Origin of the sequence: Streptomyces sp. MK7, from assembly GCF_032658145.1 — a bacterium.
Lineage (GTDB): Bacteria > Actinomycetota > Actinomycetes > Streptomycetales > Streptomycetaceae > Streptomyces > Streptomyces spiralis.
Map to the genome: position 1 here is coordinate 80,239 of NZ_JAVACL010000017.1, position 19,476 is coordinate 99,714.

Here is a 19,476-nt window from a genome sequence, read left to right on the forward strand (position 1 = left end):
TGGCGCGGCGGCAGGTCTCCTGGGTCCGTGCTTCGCACGTGCGGTTCCCCTGGTGCGGTGGCCGCAGGAGGTGATCGCTTGAAGACTCCCCCCAGGCCTCGCTCCAACTCGCGCCTGAAGGTGCGCCGGCCACCGCCGAGAACCCCGCGGTCCCGGGTGACCATGGCGGTGATCGTGCTGGTCCTCCTCCTGACGACCCTTCCGCTGAGTCTGTTGGGCGTTGACGACCTGTTCCACGCCCTGACCTTCCCCGGGCGTATCACCGGCGCGGTCCTCATCGCCGTCGCGCTCACCACCTTGCTGGGGGCCGCCGCGGCCTTGGACCACTGGCTCTGGCGCAGCTTCCCCTACTCCGGCGCGATCGTGCTGATCGGAGCGTTCGCGGCCTTTTTGACCAACCTCTTTCTCCTGGTCGAGACGACGAAGTACGGCGATTCCACGACCTACTCAGCGCTCTTCGCCGCGCTCACGGCGGGTTCGGCATGGGCTGTCGTCGCGGTGTGGCGGACATCGGTCGTGATTCCGGCTCCGAAGCGAGTGGCCGCGGCGGTGATCGTCTCCTCGGTCATCACGATCGCCAATTTCGGTTACCAGAACCTGTACCAGCCGAACCAGCGTGAGACCAGACCCCTCCTCAAGTTGTCCACGGGTAAGCCCGACGTGAGTCAAGACGGAAAGGCATTTGCCATACCGGTCGACATCACGTTCGAGAATCACGGCGCCGTGGCTTTCTACGTGCTGGGCACCGAATTCCATGCCATGGCCGAACACGTGCCGCTGAGCAAGACAGACAGGCTTCGCCAGCAGTGGCGAGCCGATGCCGAAAAGTGGGCCATCTCCCAGGAGAAGAACCCGCTCTCCCGCCGGGAGATCCACCAGCCCGGTCAGCTGGTGCAAGCGCAGCCATGGATCGACCCTGGGGCGTGGATCGATCCGGGCGATGTGTTCTCCATACGAGTAATGGTGCAACTGCCCATCGACACGCCCTACGACCAGGTGGCGATGTATGCCAGCGCGAGCCTCGCCCGCAAGGACCGGCTGGGCCTCAAGTCACCGCTTCAGTTCAAGGCATATTCCTGGAAGGGGAGCAACGTGCCCGTATGGGTGAAGAAGCAGGAGAAAAGCGGCCTCGACACCCTCGTCTACCAGGCCAGGGTGGACGAGAACAACTCGATTGACAAGTACACGAGGGACCCGCGGTACGTGACCGTCTACTGGGAATTCGGCGCGCACGGCTCCAGTGTCTCGTCAGTCGTTGCACCAAAGGGTGAGGAGGGCCACCAGGTGAACGGGGAGGAACAAACAGAGCTGAACAGCCGGTACGGTCTCGTGGACGCCTTCGCGGGCCCGGTCGAACGCACCCTGTGGGACATCAAGAGCCGGCAATGACGGGAACGGCCGGGCGGACCGCGCCGGAGCGCCGGTCCAGGCGTTCCAGCCACATCACCAGAGCCAGCGAGCTGTTCACACGATCGCAGGCGTAGGAGTCCCCGATGCCGAGCTGGGCCTCCCGCACCGCCTGGCACAGCGTCTCGACATCGAACATTTCCGGGATCAGCGGATGCCGGGCGGAGCGGCACAGGTCGACGAGTTCCTCGCCGTGGGTCCGCAGGCCGCGGACATAAAGCTCGTTGAACGGGGTCTTGACCGCCCTGCTGTGGATCCGCGCCGGGAGCAGGTCCGCCATCGCCTCACGCAGAAGCACCTTGGGACGACCTGGATCGAATGCGACGTCGACGGGGAGGCGCCGCATCGTGGCGACGACCTCCGGGTCAAGGAAGGGGTGCGTGAGGAAGAATCCGTCCTGTCGCGCTCGGTGCCAGGACAGCGGGTCCGGAGCGGCGAGGTAGTTGGCCGCGTCGTAGAGCGACTGTTCCGGCTTGCGCCCGAACACGAAGCGGCTCTCCGCGATGCTGGCCTCACGATAGCCGTGAGCGCGCGCGAATCCGGAACGCAGCCACCGGGGACGGTTGAAGGTGCCGACACCGCCGAGCGCCGTTCCGCCGCGGACGAGCGCTGTGATCCGTTCGGCTGCCAGCGGAAGTGCCGGCTGCACGACGTATGCCTGGACGATGTCCCTCGAGCCCCGATCGCTCCCCGCGGCCCAGGCGCGCGCCTGCCCGGCCAACTGTCGGAGCCGTCCCGTGCGGGCGAGTCTGTGCAGGTGAAACGGGTTGGCGTCGACAATGGGATCGGCCCCGCAACCGGTCAGCAGGGTGTCACAGCCCAGCTCGGCGGCAGCGGCGTGAAGCCGGGCCCAGAACGGGGCGCGGAAGGCGTGCCCATGAGGCTCGTCGGTGTCTCCCGCGTGGTGCTGGAAGTCGTCGAAGTCGGCCACGTCGTCGGCATCGACGAGCACCGGTCGGGCCGCCGGGGCGTGACGGCGGATCGCCTCCAACGCCGCATGGAGGTACGGCTGCTCCCCCGCCAGCTCTCCCCCGGAGAAACGCCCGGCGAGCAGGACAAGCTCCCCGGGGTCCGCCCGTCCCGCGGCCGGCAGGTCCGCGGCGAGCAGCGCGACACTGGTGGAGTCGGTGCCGCCGGACACGTGGCATGCGGTATTCGTGCCCATACGGCGGCCGACGGCGTTCTCCAGAGCGAGGCGCAGATCCTGGGCGGCGGCCCGGCGGGCGTGGGGTCCGTCCGCTGCCGGCGCGGGCGGGTCGGGGGCCCAGACCCGACGGTCGCCTCCCAGCGTCCGGCCGCGTATGCGCCCGGTGACCGAGAGCTCCACCATCTCGCCGCCGAGGACGCGGTGCACCCCGGCGAACGGGGTGAGGTCCGTGTGCTGTTGCGCCATGTTCCCGGTGAGGTATCGGCAGAAGTAGCGCGGTTCCAGCTCAGTGACGCTCCCCAAGGCGCGGGCCGAGGTGCCTACGGCGCTCACGCGGCCACCGGACTCCCTGAGGAACAAGGGGATGCGCGCCTGCTCGTCCCGCATCACCAGGATGCGGTCGCGGCACGCCAGAACGGCCGCGTAGTCACCACCCGCCGGCAGCGGGAGGGCGGCGCCCCGTCGGCCGAAGTCCTCGAGGAGGCGGCGTGCGCACGCCATTCGGTCTCGTGCCGAGCCGACCCAGCCGACGACGGCGGCGACGGCGACCCGCGAGGTGACCGTCGTGACGAGTCCCTGACGCTCCATGGTCTCGTCGGTCCAAAGCTTCGGTGCGCCCCCCACCCACTCGAGGCGGAGCGCATCCATGTCACTGTCCTCCGCAGTCGATCGAGAGCACCGGTGTGAACGCGTGCCCGCGCGGGTCGGCGTCGGGGATGCTCAGCCCGGCCGAGGTCGTCCAGGCGTGCATGGCGAAGGGGTGTTCGCGCACCCCGACGTGGAGCGTGGCCTTCAGCCCTCGCCGGCGCAGCAGGACGAAGGCCGTCACGGCCTCGGACTTGCAGTCGCCGTTGACCAGCCAGCTTCTGCGGCTGTGGGACTGCACCGCTCGTTTCAGTCGTAGTACCTCTTCTGCGGGGGCAGGGTCCGCACGGATGTAACCCGGAGCCGCCAGGGACAGCAGCCGAAGGGCACCACCGAATCCCGTGGTCCGGATCAGCAGATGTATTCCCCGCAGCCAGGACCCGACGCCGATGTCCGAATGCTCCTTCGGGCGGTGGTCAGCGCACCCGGCGCGAACGAGTTCGGTGACAAGTTCACCGTGCTCCCCCGGACTTGCCTCACCGAACGTCTGGACATCCGCCGTCGTCATCCCGAGAAAACGCGTCCGCTTCCAGTCCGCGATCAGCACACCGCTGGACATCCGGGTGACACGGCAATGCGGTGACAGAATTCGTGCCATGGCCGTCAGGGCATCGGTGTCGGCATCGGCGTCTTCTGTCACCGCACATCCTCCCGGATTTCCGTCCTGAACGGTGTCAGCCGTGGTACCCGTGACCGTCGTAGAATCCACCGCTGAAGCCCCGGATCCGACGGCCGTTGCCGAGACGGACGAGCCGATGCGGCTTGTGAAGCCGCAGCAGTCGGAGAAACATTCGCCTACCTCCAGAATCAGGCAGAGGCCATCACTTCCAGGCTCCCTCCGCGCCGATTGTCCCGCAAGCGCGATGCGCCCGGGGCCGTTTCATGGCGTCCGCCGGCGTTGTTGAACGGGTCACTACCAGGCGCCACGCGGTAGTTGCGACGCCGTAGCAGCGGGAATAGGCTTTTGCAGAGCGCGCGTGTATCACCGCATCACTGATACCACCACCTCACTGAAGGGTGCTCAGCCGGCCCGGACAGCATCCGATGGTCCCGTGATGTGCGGTCGGCGCGAGGAGAACCATCATGACCACTGCGGGTGCGGCAGCACCGCACAGGACTCCTGCCGGGCTGAAACTCGGCGGCGTGGAGTCCGAGAACCACCCCTGGAAGATACGCTTGGTGGATCACCCCAAGCGCTACGAATCGGCTTACTTCTGCGCGGCCAAGAAGACCGCACACAAGATTCTCGCCGACATGAGCGATGACGACCTGCCGTATGGGCACCAGCCGTCCGGCACCCAGCATTGGGAGATGCACCACGGCGGAAGCCTGTGGGTCAAGGGGAGCAACGGCTGGCGAATGTACCGCGCCAGGGTCGGAATCGAGTGGAGCATGCAGTTCTGCGCCGAGCCGTCGAAGGTCGACCGGCTGCGCCGGGACGCGGCCGAGCTGGTCGACGCCTTCCCGCTCACCCTGTCCGCTCTGGCGGCGCTCGGCTACGAGGAGGCGGCGGACCTGCTCCGCACTCCGGTCACGGACGCCGACGGCGTCGAACGGTGGACCGACTGCCTGTTCAACGCCTGTGTGCCGATGAGCCACGGCAACCACCAGGGAGTCCTGCCCCAGGTTCCCGGGGAGCACCACTACCCCTGGCCCGTGAAGGGCGCGGACTTCGTCCGGTACGAGGACTTCGAGCTGTGGGTGACGCTGCCCGACGGGACGCACGGCGCCGTCGCCCCGGTGGACCGGCGGGGCTCGGGCGACGGTCACGTGCGCCTGGTCCACGTGCCGGAGGAGAGCGAGGCGGCAGGGGCGTTCCTGCAAGCGCAGGAGCAGGGGAAGATGGCGGTGCTGCCGCCCAACAGCTCTGTCGCGCTGGAGGCCTTCGCCCAGCAGATCGAGCCCGAGCGGCGCACTGCGACCGGCCCGCTGGTCACCTCGCGGCGGACTCGGGCGCCCCGGCGGGCCTCCGACCGTTCCGGGTAGTCGAGGAGCGGAGATGCCGCGCAGTATCGTCATCTGTCTCGACGGCTCGGGCAACCAGGTGGGGGCCAGTCACCCCACCAACGTGGTCAGGCTGTTCGAGATGCTCGAGGCGGACCGCCCCGAACGGCAGCTGCTCTACTACGATCCGGGCGTGGGGACCATGTCGGCGGGCACCGCACGCGGACCGGCCGGCCGCCGGCTCTCCCGCATGTGCGGACTCGCGTTCGGCACCGGGCTGAAGGCCAACCTCGCCGAGGCGTACACCTACTTGATGCAGCACTGGCAGCCGGGCGACCGGGTGTACGTCTTCGGGTTCAGCCGCGGCGCGTACACAGCTCGCGCACTGGTGGGAATGCTCAACAAACCCGGACTCATGCGCCCCGGCTCGGAAAACCTGGTCGCGTACGCCGCGGGGAAGTACGCGTTCAACCAGGACATCGAGGCGAGCCAGGAGCAGGTCGCCCGTTTCTCGCACGCGTTCTGCCGAAGGACCGAGACCGAGCCGCTGTGGGCCACGGTGAAGCAGAACGACCCGCGGCAAATCTCACACCACGCACTGCCTGTCGCATATCTCGGCGTATGGGACACGGTGAAAGCGGCCGGTCTGCTCCGCCTGGGCAATCTGCACTGGCCCTACACCCGTCAACTGCCCAACGTGGCACGCATCCGCCATGCCGTATCCCTCGACGAAAAGCGCCGCCCTTACCGCGAGTACCTCATCACAGCACGCGAAGGCCCTCTTCGGGACACGGCTCAAGAGGTGTGGTTCGCCGGGGCCCACTCCGATGTGGGCGGCACCTTCGCACATGCCGCGGGCGCGCCGTTGCTCTCCTCCGTATCCCTGAAATGGATCGTCGACGGTGTCCGTCAGGAGCTGGACTTCGTCCCCGACGCGTACGACGAAGCCTGCACCCTGACCGAGGACTTCGCCGACGCACCCGTCCATGGCAACGGACTGCTGTGGACACTGGCGGGCCGACGCGCACGCCCCGTGCCGAAGGACGCGCTGTTGCACGCGAGCGTCAGGGTGCGGCGCGAGCGCGATCCCGGCTACCGCCCCGATCTCCCCGGTCCGCAGGAGACAGGACGCTGGGCCGACCTGGAGTGGACCAAGAACACGTGTGCCCATACTGCCACCTGACGCTACGGCAGGTGACGCAGCCGGTCCTGCGGGAACGTCGCGAGGCCGAGCTGGTGAGCGGCGTGGTGGTGGGGCCTTACGGAGTGATGACGTGACCGGCGCGTTCGTGCGGTGCGGTGCCGTCGGCGGCCTAGCGTGGGCCGTATGCGCGTACTGGTCACCGGCGGTGCCGGGTTCATCGGGTCCCATGTCGTTCAGGCGCTGACGAAGCGCGGGCACGAAGCCGTCGTGTTCGACGTGAGCACGGCCGCGGGTGCGGATGTGCGGAACCCGGAGGCGGTCGGCCGTGCGCTGTCGGGGGTGGACGCCGTGTGCCACCAGGCGGCGATGGTCGGCCTCGGCAACGGCGTCCTGGACGCGGCGGAGTACGTCTCCCGCAACGATCTCGGGACCGCCGTCCTGCTCGCCGCGATGGCCGAGGCGGGCGTACGGCGCCTGGTGCTGGCCGGGTCGATGGTGGTGTACGGGGAGGGACGGTACGAGTGCCGGGAGCACGGCGCCGTACGGCCGGGTCCGCGGGCCGTGCGCGACCTGGACGCGGGCCGGTTCGAACCGGTGTGCCCGAGGTGCGGGCGGGAGCTGCGTCCCGGACTGGTCGGTGAGGACGCCCCGCCCGATCCGAGGAACGTCTACGCGGCCACCAAGCTGGCCCAGGAGCACCTGTCGGCCGCGTGGGCGCGGTCGACGGAGGGGGCGGCGGTCTCGCTGCGCTACCACAATGTGTACGGGCCCCGGATGCCCCGTGACACCCCGTACGCGGGCGTCGCGTCCTTCTTCCGCTCCGCGCTGGCCCGGGGCGAGGCGCCGCGCGTGTTCGAGGACGGCCGGCAGCGGCGCGACTTCGTGCACGTACGGGACGTGGCCGCGGCCAACGTCGCTGCGCTGGAGGCGGAGCCGCCGCGGGGCGCGCTCACCGTCTACAACACCGGCAGCGGGGAGCCGCACACCGTCGGCGCGATGGCGCGGGCCCTGGCCGCCGCGTACGGCGGGCCCGAGCCCGTCGTCACCGGCGAGTACCGCCTGGGCGACGTACGGCACATCACCGCGGACTCCTCACGGCTGCGGGCCGAACTGGGCTGGAAGCCCGAGGTCGGCTTCGAGGAGGGGATGCGGGAGTTCGCCGACTCGCCCCTGCGCGACGAGAAACCGAACGGCCGCATGCCGTAGCCGGGCGGCTCCCGCGCCGATCGGGTGGGCCCGGTTCAGCTCTCCGCCGTGGGGAGGGTCACCTCGAAGCGGCACCCGCCGGGGATGTTGCGTACGGCGGTGTGGCCCTCGTGGGCCTCGACGATGCCCCGGACGATGGCGAGGCCCAGACCCGCGCCGGCCGGAGGCGTGCGGGCGTGGGTGCCGCGCCAGCCGGTGTCGAAGACCCGGGGCAGGTCCTCCTCGGGGATGCCGCCGCAGCCGTCGCTGATGGACAGGACGACGCCCTCGGGCGAGCGTTCGGCGGCGACGGCGACCGTGCCGTCGGCGGGTGTGCGGCGGATCGCGTTCACCAGCAGGTTGCCGAGCACCCGGCTCATCTCCTTGCCGTCCACCTCGACCGGCACCGACTCCACCCGGTCGCCCACGAGGCGCACGCCGTGCTCCCTGGCCAGCGGGTCAGCCCCGGCGAGGGCGTCGCCGACCAGGTCGTACAGCGAGATCCGGGAGCGGGTCAGGGCGAGGCTGCCGGCGTGGATGCGCGAGAGCTCGAACAGGTCCCCGACCATGTCGTTCAGACGCTCCACCTCGGCGCGCATCTGCTTCAGGTAGCGGTCCGGGTCGGTGGCGACCCCGTCCTCCAGCGCCTCGGACATGGCGCGCAGTCCGGCGAGCGGAGTGCGCAGGTCGTGCGAGATCCAGGCGACGAGCTCCCGGCGCGAGGACTCCAGGGCGCGCTCGCGCTCCCTGGACTCGGCGAGCCGCGCGCTGGTGGCGGCCAGCTCGCGGCTGAGGGACTCCAGTTCCGCGGTCGCCGGGGTGCCGGGCGCGGCGAAGTCGCCGCCGTCGCCGAACGAACGGGCGGCCAGCGCGAGTTCGCGGCTGCGGGCCACCACCCAGCGGCCCAGCAGCAGCGCGGTGACCAGGGACACCACCGCGGCCATGGCCGCCACGGTGGTGACGACGGACAGGTCGTGCTGGGAGAGGAACATCGCCTGCGCCACCACCAGGGTGCCGGCGAGCATCGCGCCCACCGCCACAGCGGCGACCACGGCGAGCGAGACGGTCAGGGAGCGCCGGCGGATCAGCCGCAGCACAGCGGCCCCGGCCAGACCGGTCGCGGAGGCGCCGAGGAAGGCGTACAGGGCGATCAGCAGTATGTCGCGCACGGTCAGCTCCCTTCGCCCTCGTGTGCTTCGCCCTTGTGTGCTCCGCCCTCGTGCGCGGTGGGGCCGAAGCGGTAGCCGACGCCCCACACGGTCTGGATCAGGCGGGGCCGGGCCGGGTCGTCCTCCACCTTGCCGCGCAGCCGCCGGACATGGACGGTGACCGTGGACAGGTCGCCGAAGTCCCAGCCCCACACCTCGTGCATCAGGTCCTCGCGGCTGAAGGCGCGGCCGGGGTGCCTGAGGAAGAAGGCGAGCAGGTCGAACTCGCGCAGGGTGAGGGCGAGCTCGGTGCCGTTCTTGGTGGCGCGTCGGGCGGCCGGGTCGACGGCGAGGCCGGCCGCGGCCGGTGGCCGCGACACGGCGGCGGGCCGGGTGCGGCGCAGCACCGACTCCACCCGCAGGACGAGTTCGCGGGGGCTGAACGGCTTGGTCACATAGTCGTCGGCGCCGACCTCCAGCCCGAGGATGCGGTCGTCCTCGTCGCCGCGGGCGGTGAGCATGATGACCGGCACCGGGCCGCGCCCGCGCATCCGGCGGCACACCTCCAGGCCGTCCATGCCGGGCAGCATCAGGTCCAGCACCACCAGGTCCGGCCAGTGCGCGGCGGCGCGGGCCAGCGCGGTCGGCCCGTCCCCCGCCCGGTCCACGACGTGGCCGGCACGGTCGAGGTACCCGGAGACCACCTCGGCGACGGTCGGGTCGTCCTCCACGACCAGGACACGGGCGGCCGGGGCCGGGCGGCGTCCGGCGGTGCCGGGTGCGGTGCTCCGGGGTTCGCCGGTCCGGGATTCACCGGTGCCGGGTTCGCCCGTCCGGGGTTCGCCGGTTCCGGCGTCGTGACCGCCCGCTGGGGGCTCGTACGGCTGCTGCATGCGTCCAGCCTGGCACCACGGCCGCCGTGGTGCCGTCGCCGGTGGCTTCGCGGCCTCCGACGTCCGCGTTTCGTAAGGAGCCGACATCCCTTATGCCCGTTTTGCGTTCGTAAGGTGAGAGCCGTGACGACCTCTCCCACACCACCGGACGTCGACGTGGTGCTCCCCTGTCTGAACGAGGCCGGCGCCCTGCCCTGGGTGCTCGCCCGCATCCCCGAGGGCTGGCGCGCCCTGGTCGTGGACAACGGCTCCACCGACGGCTCGGCCGAGCTGGCGCGTGAGCTGGGCGCGACCGTCGTGTCCGAGCCGCGCCGCGGTTTCGGCGCCGCCTGCCACGCGGGGCTGACCGCCGCCACCGCCGACATCGTGTGCTTCTGCGACTGCGACGGCTCGCTCGACCCGGCGCTGCTGGTGCCCTTCGTCCGCGAGGTGCGCTCCGGCGCGGCCGACCTGGTGCTCGGCCGCCGCCGGCCGCGGGGCCCGGGAGCCTGGCCCGCGCACGCCCGGGTGGGGAACCTCGTACTGGCCCGGATGCTGCGCCGCCGCACCGGTCTGCGCCTGCACGACCTCGGCCCGCTGCGGGCGGCGCGCCGGGCGCCGCTGCTCGCCCTCGGCCTCACCGACCGCCGCAGCGGGTACCCGCTGCAGATGGTGGTGCGCGCCGCCGACGCGGGCTGGCGCGTCACCGAGCACGACGTGCCGTACCTGCCGCGCACCGGCGCCTCGAAGGTGACGGGCACCTGGCGCGGGACCTGGCAGGCGGTACGGGACATGCGCCGGGTGCTCGCCGAACCGGGCCCGCACAGCGCCCCGGGCGCGCCCGCGGCCCCGCACGCGACCCGAGGAGTGCCCCGGTGACCACGCTGCTCATCATCGCCAAGGAACCGCTGCCGGGGAGGGTGAAGACCCGGCTGACACCGCCGTTCACCCCTCGGGAGGCGGCCGAGCTCGCCGAGGCGGCCCTCGCGGACACCCTGCTCGCCGCGGCCGCGACCCCTGCCGACCGCCGCGTTCTCGTCCTCGACGGCGCGCCCGGCCCCTGGCTGCCGCCCGGCTTCGACGTCGTACGGCAGTGCGCGGGCGGCCTGGACGAACGGCTGGCCGCGGCCTTCGCGGGCTGCGCCGGTCCGGCGCTGCTGATCGGCATGGACACCCCGCAGGTGACCCCGGAACTGCTCAGCGTCGACTTCGCCGCCTGCGACGCCTGGTTCGGCCCCGCCGAGGACGGCGGTTTCTGGGCCCTCGGACTGGCGGAGCCGGATCCCGAGCTGCTGCGGGGCGTGCCCATGTCGACGCCCGTGACCGGCGCCGTGCAGCGGGACAGGCTCGTCGCGGCGGGCCTGCGGGTGCGCGACCTGCCGCTGCTGCGCGACGTGGACACCGCCGCCGACGCCCGCGCCGTCGCCGCCCGCGCCCCGCACGGCCGCTTCGCCGCACGGCTCGCCCGCTGCACGGCGGTCACCGGCCGATGAGCACCGCACACGAGATCGCACAGCCGACCGGTACGGCCGGCGCCGGGGCGGCCGCACCGGCGTCCGGTGCCGAGTGGGCCGCGAGCGGCCGCCCAGGGCGTCGCGCAGAGGGCACCGGAACGGCCGACGGGCCGGCGGGGACCGCGGACGGACACGCAGGGACCACGGGTGGCGGGCCCGCGCCGGCCCGCGAGCGGCGCACGGGAGCCACCGACGCACCCAAGAGAAGCCCGGACGGGCACACAGGAACCACCGACCGACCCGAGTGGACCGCCGACGGGCCCTACTCCGCCGCTCTGCGTGCGGGGCGGGGGCCGCTGTTCCTGCGCCGGACCGACGGGTGGCTGCTGCCTCTGGAGGTGGAGCGGTGGTGCGCGGAGCCCGACGCGGTGGATCTGGAGGTGCTGGGCCGTTGCGAGGGCGCGGTGCTGGACGTCGGATGCGGGCCGGGGCGGCTGGTCGCGGCGCTCGCGGCGCGGGGACGGCCCGTCCTGGGCATCGACGTGAGCGAGGCCGCCGTCGCCCGCACCGTGGGACTCGGCGGTCCCGCGCTGCGCCGCTCGGTCTTCGAACCGCTCCCCGGTGAGGGCCGTTGGGACACCGCGCTCCTCATGGACGGCAACGTCGGCATCGGTGGTGACCCGCGCGTCCTGCTGCGCCGTCTGGCCCGGCTGCTGCGGCCCGGCGGTCTGCTGATCGCCGAGGCCGCGCCCGTGGACATCGACGAGCGCGTCGAGGTCCAGGTCGTCCACCGGAGCGACGTGGCAGGCGGCGCGGGCGCCCCCTTCCCCTGGGCGCGCGTCGGCGCCCCGGCCCTGCTGCGCCACGCCGGGCGCGCGGGCTGGCGGTCCGTCGATCAGTGGACGGCGGGCGGCCGGTGCTTCGCCGCCCTGCGCAGCCGCACCACGAGGACCAGCGCCGAGCCGCCGAAGAGCACGGCCGTGATCAGCAGCCAGCGGGCGAGGTAGCCGTCCGGCGACAGTCCGGTGGCCAGCCGGTAGCGCCGCCGGTCCACCTGCCCGGCGATCAGCGGGAACCACACCAGGAGCAGCAGTCCGGACAGGACCGCCGGGACCCGGACGTACGCCACCCACGCACGGCGGCCGGCCCGGCCGGCGGCCCGCAGGGCGGCGCGGTCGGCCGCCGCGTACAGCGGCAGCAGCACCAGGTCGTGCAGCAGCGCCGCCCCCACGAACCACAGCGCCACCCCGAACCAGTCGCCGGCGAACAGGCGCACGCCCGCGTATCCGGCCAGCGCGAACGAGCAGGCGAGCAGCACGAGCTGCAGCGGGCTGCCGAGCGGGAGGCGGACGGGGCGGAGGGGGCGGAGGGGGCGGAGGGTGTGCAGGGGGCGAGGGACACGCGGGGTCATCACAGGTCTCCGAAGGTCAGCCGGGCCACCCACTTGGTGTTCATCACGCCGGGTGCCGCGGGCACGATGACCCGGGCCGGGTAGCCGTGGTCCGGGGTCAGGTCCTCGCCGTTGACCTGCAGGGCGAGCAGGGAGAGCGGGTCGCGCACCTGGTTGGCGCGCAGGCCGGCCCGGCGGAAGGCACCGTGCCGCTGGAGCGACTCCACCAGCACGTCGGGCACGCCGGCCGGGTCCTCGTACCCGACGAGCGCCGCGAGGTCGCGCAGCCGGACGCCGCGCCACCACTGGTCGGAGGTCGACCAGCCCTCCACGCAGGCGATGGGCAGCGCGGAGCTGTGCAGGGGCAGGCGCAGCAGATCGGCGCGGGCGAGCCGGACGGTGCCGGTGCGGCCGGTGACGACCAGCCGCCACGCCTGTTCGCTCGTCTCGGCCGCGTCGATCCCGGCGTACGCGGCGGTCTTGTTGATCTGGAAGCCGCCCGGTCCGCTGCCGGGCTCGGGTCCGCCGTGCGGAGCCAGCACGGCCGTCCGCCGAAGCGGTCCGTCGAAGCCGCGGCCCGCCGTGGTGGCGAACAGCAGCAGCGAGCCGCCCCCGACCAGCCACAGCGCCCCACGGCGCGACACGCTGGGCGGGTCCGGCCGCGGGGACACCAGGTCCCCGCCCTCGCGCGGCGGCGCGGGCTCCGCGCCCGTTCCCCGCGCACGGCGCACGTTGCGCAGCGCCGCGGGCAGCTTCAGGGCCACGTGGACGGCGAAGGCGGCGAAGAACACCCAGGCGCCGTAGAGGTGCAGCGGGTAGAAGGAGCCGGGGAAGACGTAGTCCAGCTGGACGTTGAGCACCCCGGTGGTGAACTCGAACAGGACGCCCCCGACCAGCAGGAGCAGCGAGATCCGTTCCAGGGCGTGGGTGAGGGACCGGGCGGGCGGCAGCGCGAACAGCCGGGGCACCACCGACCACAGCTTGGCCAGCAGGACCGGGATCAGCGTGATCCCGAGCGTCACGTGGACGTTCTGGGTGAGCCGGTACAGCCAGCGCGGACGCGTCGGCCAGTCGAAGAGGTAGAACCCGAGGATCCCTTTCCCGGGGGTCTGGTCGTTCACGGGTGTGAGGCCCGGGTTGTAGGCGGCGTAGGACACCAGGCCGGTCACGAAGAGCGCGGTGATGCCGACCAGCAGGACCAGCCCGAGCACCGAGGTGAACCAGGGACCGCGCAGCGGGCTGCGCCAGAAGCCGGGAGAGGTGGGGAGCCGTCGATCGCTCATGTCCCGACGGTAGGCCGCTTCCGCCCGGGAAAGTGGCATGCGACCCATGACGAAATCCTGACGTCCGGGCCGCCGACCCGCGCGTACGCCGTCCGCCGCCCTAGCGTTCCGGTGTGATCCGCACTCATCTCCGCGACCTGCGCGTCCCGCGCGACCTGTACGCCGTCGCGGCCGCCGTCCTGCTCGTCACGGCGGCGGTCCTCGTCGGCCGCCCCATCCAGTCCGCCCATCACACGCTGTTCGTCCACTGGCCCCCGCTGCTCGCCGAATGGGACCCCCACGTGGGACCGGGCACCCCGGCCGCCGTGCTGGTGGCCGCGGCGGTGGTGATCCACGGGCCGGCGCTCGCCCTGCGGCTCCCGTGGCGGGCGCTGCTCGCCGCCGCCTGGGGCACGGCCATGGCCTGGACGTGGTCGCTCGCCCTCGTCGACGGCTGGCAGCGGGGCGTGGCCGGCCGGCTCACCACCCCCAACGAGTATCTGAGGGTCATCGGCCGCTTCCACGACATCCCGGCCACGCTCCACGACTTCACCCACCACATCGTGATCGGCTCCCCGTCCCCGTGGCCGGCCCATGTCTCCGGCCATCCGGCGGCAGCGACGCTCACGTTCGTGCTGCTCGACCGCGTCGGGCTGGGGGGCGGCGGCTGGGCCGGCGCCTGGTGCATCACCGTCGGCACCACGGCGTGCGTGGCGGTGCTGGTGGCGGTGCGAGTGCTGGCCGGGGAGAGCCTGGCGCGCCGGGCGGCGCCGTTCGTGGTGGCGGCGCCCGCCGCGGTGTGGGTGGGCGCGTCCGCCGACGGATACTTCTCGGCCGTCGCCGCCTGGTTCGTGGCGCTGCTCGCCCTGGCGGTGCGGGGAGGGGCCCGCCCCGGATGGAAGGCGGCCGCGGCCGTCGGGTCGGGGCTGCTGTTCGGCCTGACCTGCTATCTCTCCTACGGCCTGACGTTGTTCGCGCTGATCGGGGCGGGCGTGGTGCTGCTGGGGCGGGCACGGCCGGGCACGCTGCTGCGGGGGCTCCCGCTGTTCCTGGCCGGGCTGGCCGTCGTCCCCGTGCTGTTCACCGTGGCCGGATTCGACTGGTGGGAGGCGTACCGGCTGCTGGTCACCCGCTACTACCAGGGCGCGGGCGGCATCCGGCCGTACGGCTACTGGGTGTGGGCCAACCTGGCGTGCACCGTGCTGATCACGGGTCTTGCGACGGCGGCCGGCCTGGGCCGGGCGTGCGCCGCGCCGGCCCGCCGGCGCGTCCGCGCCACCGACGGCGACGACAGTGGCAGGGGCACCGACTGCACCGACAGCACCGACAGCACCGACAGCACCGACAGCACCGACAGCACCGACAGCACCGACAGCACCGACAGCGACTGCGCCGGTGCCACCGCCGGTTCCGTGACCGGCTCAAGGCCCGGCTCCAGACCCGGCTCCCTGATCGGCCCCGTGATCGGCTCCAGGGCCGAGGCCCGGCTCGCCGTGCTCGTGTTCTCCGCCCTGCTGGCGCTCCTCGTCGCCGACGTGTCGGGCATGAGCAAGGCCGAGACCGAGCGCATCTGGCTGCCCTTCGCGATGTGGCTGCTTCCGGCCTGCGCCCTGCTGACTCGCCCCCGTGCATGGCTCGCCGCCCAGACCGTCCTCGCGCTGCTGCTCAACCACCTGCTGCTGACGGGCTGGTGACCGCCCGTCGAAGAGGGTGGCGAAGAAGGTCACGAATACGTATCGGACATTCCACGCCTCAATCTTCACACCAGGCACACATGTTCGCTAGGTTGGCGCCCAGGCCGCACGATTGCCTCCGGCGAGTCCCGTCGGATCGTGCGACCTCCGCCGAGTCCGGTACGCCTCCACGGCGGCCGGAGCCGAGCACCCGATCGACATCGTGGTGAGTCGGGCCACGTGCGGCCTACGGAAGGAGCACGTCTTCCTTGGCGCCGGAACGCATCTCGCGCTCGGGAGGCAGCGGCCTCCCCGGTCCTCGTGACTCCTCCCCGTCGACGGACCGGAACGCCGACGGGCCAAGCCGCGCCGAGGTCCAACGGCGGGTCAGCAGCCTCTACGACCAGGCCGAGACCGCCACCGGCAACTACAACGCGACCCGCGCGATGAACCAGGGACGGCGCCCGGGGGGCTCCCCCGCGCCGCAGGACGCCTCCGGGCCGTCCACGTCCGCGCTGGACGGCGTGGCCAGGCGCTGGTTCGACACGGCCCGAGCCCAGCTCGGGCCGTCCGTCCCGGCGGCCCTGCCGCCCGACCGCACGCCACGGCCACGACCCCGTCCGGTCAACTCCCGTACGGCGGAGGCCGGGAGCGGTCCGGGTGACGGCTCGGGTGGTCTGCCTGCCCTCAGCAGCAGCGGCCGGCGGGGCGCCGACTCGCCCCTCCTGGAGCTGACGGCGGGCGTGGCACCGTCGGTGACACCCAGTCAGCTTCCGGAACTCACCATGGGACTGCCGACCCAGGCCCAAGCCTCGGCCCCGGCTCCGGCCCCGGCGAGTGACGTACGGGAGTTGTCCGCCGCGCCGACCGCGGAGCCGTCGGCCGCGCCCGGCGCCGGCCCCGAGACATCCCGTGCTCTGTCCGGCTTCGTCGCCCGGCCGCCGCAGCCGGCGCTGCGACCCGCCAAGGACCGGCTCCGCGGGAAACTCTCCGACGCACGCGACCTGCTGTCCCGGCAGGCCGCGCTCCAGAGCGCGCCGACCGCCGTCGAAGCCCGGCCGGCCGAGGACCCCTGGCCCACGACGCCTCAGGACCCCTGGCCCGCCCCCGCCTCGGAGTTCGCACCCGCGGCGCCGGAGACGAATCCGGCCCTCGCCGCCCCGGACACCTGGGCAGACGCAGGCGCGGACACCGGGATGGCCACCGGCGCGGACATCCGGCCGGACGCCGGCTCGGGCGCCGAACCGACGTACGACCCGGCGTACGACTCGGGCACCGGCTCGGCCTACGAGCGGAAGGCAGCCCGGGCGCTGGCGTTCGCCCGCGCACAGGTCGGCAGGCCGTGCGTCTGGGGCGCGACCGGGCCGGGCTCCTACGACTGCTCCAGCCTCACCCAGGCCGCCTGGCGGGCCGCCGGGGTGGCGCTGCCGCGCACCGCCCAGCAGCAGGCCACGTCCGGCACGGCGATCGACCTCGCCGGACTCCGGCCCGGAGACCTGGTCTTCTTCTACGGCGACGCCGGCCATGTGGGGCTGTACACGGGCAACGGCACGATGGTCCACGCTCCGGCCCCGGGGGCGCCGATCCGCGAGGAGTCGATCTTCTTCGCGGGCCCCCAGGCCATCCACAGCGCGAGGCGGCCCGCCTGAGGAGCCGGCCCTTGGACCGCACCCTCGCCCGCGGTGTTCACCGGCTCTTGCGCCCGGCTCCCGCGTACACCCAGTACCGCGACGGGTTCTCGGGGACGTCCTCCTCCCGGTCGGGGCGCCACAGCGGGACGTGGACGAGGCCCGGTTCGACCAGGTCGAAGCCGTCGAAGAGGGATGCGATCTCGCCGTGGGAGCGGGCGGTGACCGGGGAGGTGGCCCGGTCGCGGTAGAGCTGCCCCACGGCGGCGGCCGTGTCCGGGCGGTCCTCGTCCGTGGCGTGGGTCAGGGCCAGCCAGCTGCCCTCCGGCAGCGCGTCCCGGAAGGCCGCCACGATCCCGGCCGGGTCCTCCTCCCGCGTGATGAAGTGCAGAATCGTGATCATCAGGACGGCTACCGGCTGCTCGAAGTCGATGAGTTTCCGTACGCCGGGCGAGGACAGGACGTCGGCGGGGCGCCGGATGTCGGCGGACACGATCGTCGCGTCCGCGTTGTCGGCGAGCAGTGCCTCGCTGTGCGCGACGGCCACCGGGTCGTTGTCGACGTACACCACCCTCGCGCCGGGCGCGCCCGCCTGGGCGACCTCGTGGACGTTGCCCTGGGTGGGGATGCCGGAGCCGAGGTCGATGAACTGGCGCACGCCCGCATCGACCAGGAAACGCACCGCACGGCCCAGGAAGGCACGGTTGGCGCGGGCCAGGGTGCGCACCTGGGGGTCGATCGCCGTGAAGGCGGCCACCGCCTCCCGGTCGATGGCGAAGTTGTGCTCGCCGCCCAGCATGGCGTCGTACATCCGGGCCACGCTGGCCTTGCCCGGATCCACGTCCCGCGGCAGCACGTCCTCGTCCCGCATCGCCAATCAACTCCCTTGATTTTCCACTGTACTTGACAAGGGATCATATAGTTGCCCGCGGCACACTCCACCGCTACCGGCCCACCCGGAAGGCAAACGACCCTGCGTAACACCGAACGCAGTGAGCCCACGGAACCCGACGGCACTCCCCTCGTGGCGCCGCCTCGTCGCCGCGGATACCACCGCGGGTACTTCTCGCCCGCCGCCGACGCCATCGGCAGCGAGCTCGACCTGCGGCTGACCGGCCGTCATGTCGTGCACGCCCTCGCACCGGGCTTCTGCGACGCGGCCTCGGTGTGCCTGCTGCAACGCTGGCTGCTGGAGGAGCAGCCGCACAGGACGGCCGATCCGCCCCAGATCGAGGCCCGCCGGCTCGCGCTGCGCGTGGGGTCGGACGCCTCGGAGGAGTGGGAGCATCTGCTGCCGGTCGGCGAGGTCCTGGTCTTCCCCCGCGAGACACCGTACGCGCGGGCCGTCGCCTGCGGGCAGTCGCAGCTGCTCGACGGTGTGGACGGGCACACCCTCGAACGGCTGCGCAAGACCGGTCCCGGCGACGCGGGGGTGGAGTCCCTGCTGAACTGCGTGTCCTTCCTCATCGTCCCGCTCCGGCTGCGCGGCACGGCCGTCGGTTTCATCGCCTGCACCCGCGGCCCGGACCGGGAGCCCTTCGCTCGCGGCGACGCCGTCGCCGTCGAGTCGCTCGGTGCCCGGGCCTGTGTGGCGCTGGACAACGCCCGGCGCTACGAACGGGAGCGCCGCACGGCGCTGGCCATCCGCCGCAGTCTGCTCCCCGACACCGGTCAGGCCTTCGCGGGCTGCCGGGTCGCCCACGGCTACCGGCCCGCCGGGCAGGACAACGTCATCGGCGGTGACTGGTACGACGTGCTGCCCCGGGCCGGCCGCAGGCTCGGGATGGTGGTCGGCGACGCCATGGGCCACGGGCCGGAGTCCGCCGTCGCCATGATCCAGCTGCGCACCGCCGTCCGTACCCTGGCGGCGCTGGACATCGGCCCGACGGAACTGATGCACCGGCTGGACGCGGTCGCCGGCGCCACGCCCGGCGCCTCCTTCGCCACCTGCATGTACGCGGAGTGGGACGCGGATCTGCGCACCTGCACCTTCGTCGGGGCGGGCCACCCGCCCCCGCTGGTCCGCGGGTCCGGCGGCCCGGCGGCGCGGGTCGAGCTCACCACCGCGGGCCTGCCTCTCGGCCTGGGCACGGACCGATACGAGCCGACGGTGCTGCACCTGTCCGAACCGGCCCTCGTGCTGCTCTACAGCGACGGGCTGGTGGAGTCCCGCACCAGTGACATCGACGAGGGCATCTCCCGTCTCGCCCGGACCCTCGACGCCGGCGCCGCCACCGTGCCGGACCTCGGGCACGCGGACGCCCTGCCGTCCCTGTGCGCGCGGCTGTTGACGGAGTCCGGGGCCGGCGACGGCGGCGACGACCGGACGCTGCTGCTGGCCGAGCTGACTCCCGGGTGAACGAGGCGATCCGCCGGGCTGCTTGTCGCATGAGCGGACGCGTCCGTTCGAGCGGTCTCCTCACCTGATGCGGTGAGGGAGCGGGCCACGGCGCGTACGGACGGGGGGTGACCGGCGTTGCTTCGGCATGGACAGCACTTCTCGGGCCGTGCCGCCCTCCTTCGGCCACCCGCCGGCGGACCGGCCCTACGCGGAACTGACCGGCGGCCCCCATCCCT

17 protein-coding genes are annotated in these 19,476 nt (G+C 72.7%); 10 read left to right on the forward strand and 7 right to left on the reverse strand.

What is annotated here, in order from left to right:
• Window positions 1–162: 162 nt before the first annotated feature.
• Window positions 163–1,389 (forward strand): hypothetical protein, encoded by a 1,227-nt coding sequence (locus R2S09_RS20075; protein WP_306189129.1) that lies wholly within the window; start codon window positions 163–165, stop codon window positions 1,387–1,389.
• Here R2S09_RS20075 and R2S09_RS20080 read toward each other — a convergent pair.
• Both R2S09_RS20080 and R2S09_RS20085 read right to left on the reverse strand, forming a co-directional pair.
• Window positions 1,373–3,202 carry an asparagine synthase-related protein gene (locus R2S09_RS20080; protein WP_306189128.1) on the reverse strand — a complete coding sequence of 610 codons (1,830 nt, stop codon included), beginning with the start codon at window positions 3,200–3,202 and terminating at the stop codon, window positions 1,373–1,375. The genes R2S09_RS20075 and R2S09_RS20080 overlap by 17 nt on opposite strands.
• Window position 3,203: 1 nt before the next feature.
• On the reverse strand, window positions 3,204–3,797 hold the full coding sequence (locus R2S09_RS20085; protein ID WP_316742429.1) for a lasso peptide biosynthesis B2 protein: 594 nt from the start codon (window positions 3,795–3,797) through the stop codon (window positions 3,204–3,206).
• Between the two features lie 485 nt (window positions 3,798–4,282).
• Between R2S09_RS20085 and R2S09_RS20090 the strand changes: the two genes are divergently transcribed.
• From R2S09_RS20090 to R2S09_RS20100, 3 genes are all read left to right on the forward strand, one after another.
• Window positions 4,283–5,185 carry a DUF6424 family protein gene (locus R2S09_RS20090; RefSeq protein ID WP_316742430.1) on the forward strand — a complete coding sequence of 301 codons (903 nt, stop codon included), beginning with the start codon at window positions 4,283–4,285 and terminating at the stop codon, window positions 5,183–5,185.
• Window positions 5,186–5,198: 13 nt separating this feature from the next.
• Window positions 5,199–6,326 (forward strand): DUF2235 domain-containing protein, encoded by a 1,128-nt coding sequence (locus R2S09_RS20095; protein ID WP_316742431.1) that lies wholly within the window; start codon window positions 5,199–5,201, stop codon window positions 6,324–6,326.
• 144 nt (window positions 6,327–6,470) lie between these two features.
• On the forward strand, window positions 6,471–7,493 hold the full coding sequence (locus tag R2S09_RS20100) for an NAD-dependent epimerase/dehydratase family protein (RefSeq protein ID WP_306189125.1): 1,023 nt from the start codon (window positions 6,471–6,473) through the stop codon (window positions 7,491–7,493).
• A 35-nt stretch (window positions 7,494–7,528) separates the two neighbouring features.
• Here R2S09_RS20100 and R2S09_RS20105 read toward each other — a convergent pair whose 3' ends face one another.
• Both R2S09_RS20105 and R2S09_RS20110 read right to left on the reverse strand, forming a co-directional pair.
• Entirely contained in the window at window positions 7,529–8,641 is a 1,113-nt protein-coding gene (locus R2S09_RS20105) for a sensor histidine kinase KdpD (RefSeq protein ID WP_306189124.1), read from the reverse strand.
• 2 nt (window positions 8,642–8,643) lie between these two features.
• On the reverse strand, window positions 8,644–9,513 hold the full coding sequence (locus tag R2S09_RS20110; RefSeq protein ID WP_316742432.1) for a response regulator transcription factor: 870 nt from the start codon (window positions 9,511–9,513) through the stop codon (window positions 8,644–8,646).
• 114 nt (window positions 9,514–9,627) lie between these two features.
• Here R2S09_RS20110 and R2S09_RS20115 point away from each other — a divergent pair, with 114 nt between their 5' ends.
• The 3 genes from R2S09_RS20115 to R2S09_RS20125 are packed head-to-tail and all read left to right on the forward strand — an operon-like array spanning window position 9,628 to window position 11,953.
• Window positions 9,628–10,371, forward strand: coding sequence for a glycosyltransferase family 2 protein (locus R2S09_RS20115; RefSeq protein ID WP_306189122.1), 744 nt, complete (start codon window positions 9,628–9,630; stop codon window positions 10,369–10,371).
• Window positions 10,368–10,985 carry a DUF2064 domain-containing protein gene (locus R2S09_RS20120; RefSeq protein WP_316742433.1) on the forward strand — a complete coding sequence of 206 codons (618 nt, stop codon included), beginning with the start codon at window positions 10,368–10,370 and terminating at the stop codon, window positions 10,983–10,985. Before R2S09_RS20115 ends, R2S09_RS20120 begins: the two co-directional genes overlap by 4 nt.
• Window positions 10,982–11,953 carry a methyltransferase domain-containing protein gene (locus R2S09_RS20125; RefSeq protein WP_316742434.1) on the forward strand — a complete coding sequence of 324 codons (972 nt, stop codon included), beginning with the start codon at window positions 10,982–10,984 and terminating at the stop codon, window positions 11,951–11,953. Before R2S09_RS20120 ends, R2S09_RS20125 begins: the two co-directional genes overlap by 4 nt.
• Here R2S09_RS20125 and R2S09_RS20130 read toward each other — a convergent pair.
• Together R2S09_RS20130 and R2S09_RS20135 are read right to left on the reverse strand one after the other, a co-directional pair.
• Window positions 11,842–12,357: a hypothetical protein gene (locus R2S09_RS20130; protein WP_306189119.1), complete on the reverse strand. Its 516-nt coding sequence runs from the start codon at window positions 12,355–12,357 to the stop codon at window positions 11,842–11,844. The two genes, R2S09_RS20125 and R2S09_RS20130, sit on opposite strands and share 112 nt — an antisense overlap.
• A complete protein-coding gene (locus R2S09_RS20135) occupies window positions 12,357–13,619 on the reverse strand; it encodes a molybdopterin-dependent oxidoreductase (protein WP_306189118.1) in 1,263 nt (420 codons plus the stop codon). Before R2S09_RS20135 ends, R2S09_RS20130 begins: the two co-directional genes overlap by 1 nt.
• 113 nt (window positions 13,620–13,732) lie before the next feature.
• On the opposite strand from R2S09_RS20135, the gene R2S09_RS20140 reads away from it, so the two are divergent.
• On the forward strand, window positions 13,733–15,292 hold the full coding sequence (locus R2S09_RS20140) for a hypothetical protein (RefSeq protein WP_399144235.1): 1,560 nt from the start codon (window positions 13,733–13,735) through the stop codon (window positions 15,290–15,292).
• Window positions 15,293–15,540: 248 nt separating this feature from the next.
• A complete protein-coding gene (locus R2S09_RS20145; RefSeq protein ID WP_316742436.1) occupies window positions 15,541–16,920 on the forward strand; it encodes an NlpC/P60 family protein in 1,380 nt (459 codons plus the stop codon).
• Between the two features lie 37 nt (window positions 16,921–16,957).
• Here R2S09_RS20145 and R2S09_RS20150 read toward each other — a convergent pair whose 3' ends face one another.
• Window positions 16,958–17,770, reverse strand: a complete 813-nt coding sequence (locus R2S09_RS20150) for an SAM-dependent methyltransferase (protein WP_316742438.1) — start codon at window positions 17,768–17,770, stop codon at window positions 16,958–16,960.
• Between the two features lie 153 nt (window positions 17,771–17,923).
• On the opposite strand from R2S09_RS20150, the gene R2S09_RS20155 reads away from it, so the two are divergent.
• Window positions 17,924–19,258, forward strand: a complete 1,335-nt coding sequence (locus R2S09_RS20155; protein ID WP_316742440.1) for a SpoIIE family protein phosphatase — start codon at window positions 17,924–17,926, stop codon at window positions 19,256–19,258.
• The last annotated feature ends 218 nt before the right edge of the window (window positions 19,259–19,476 follow it).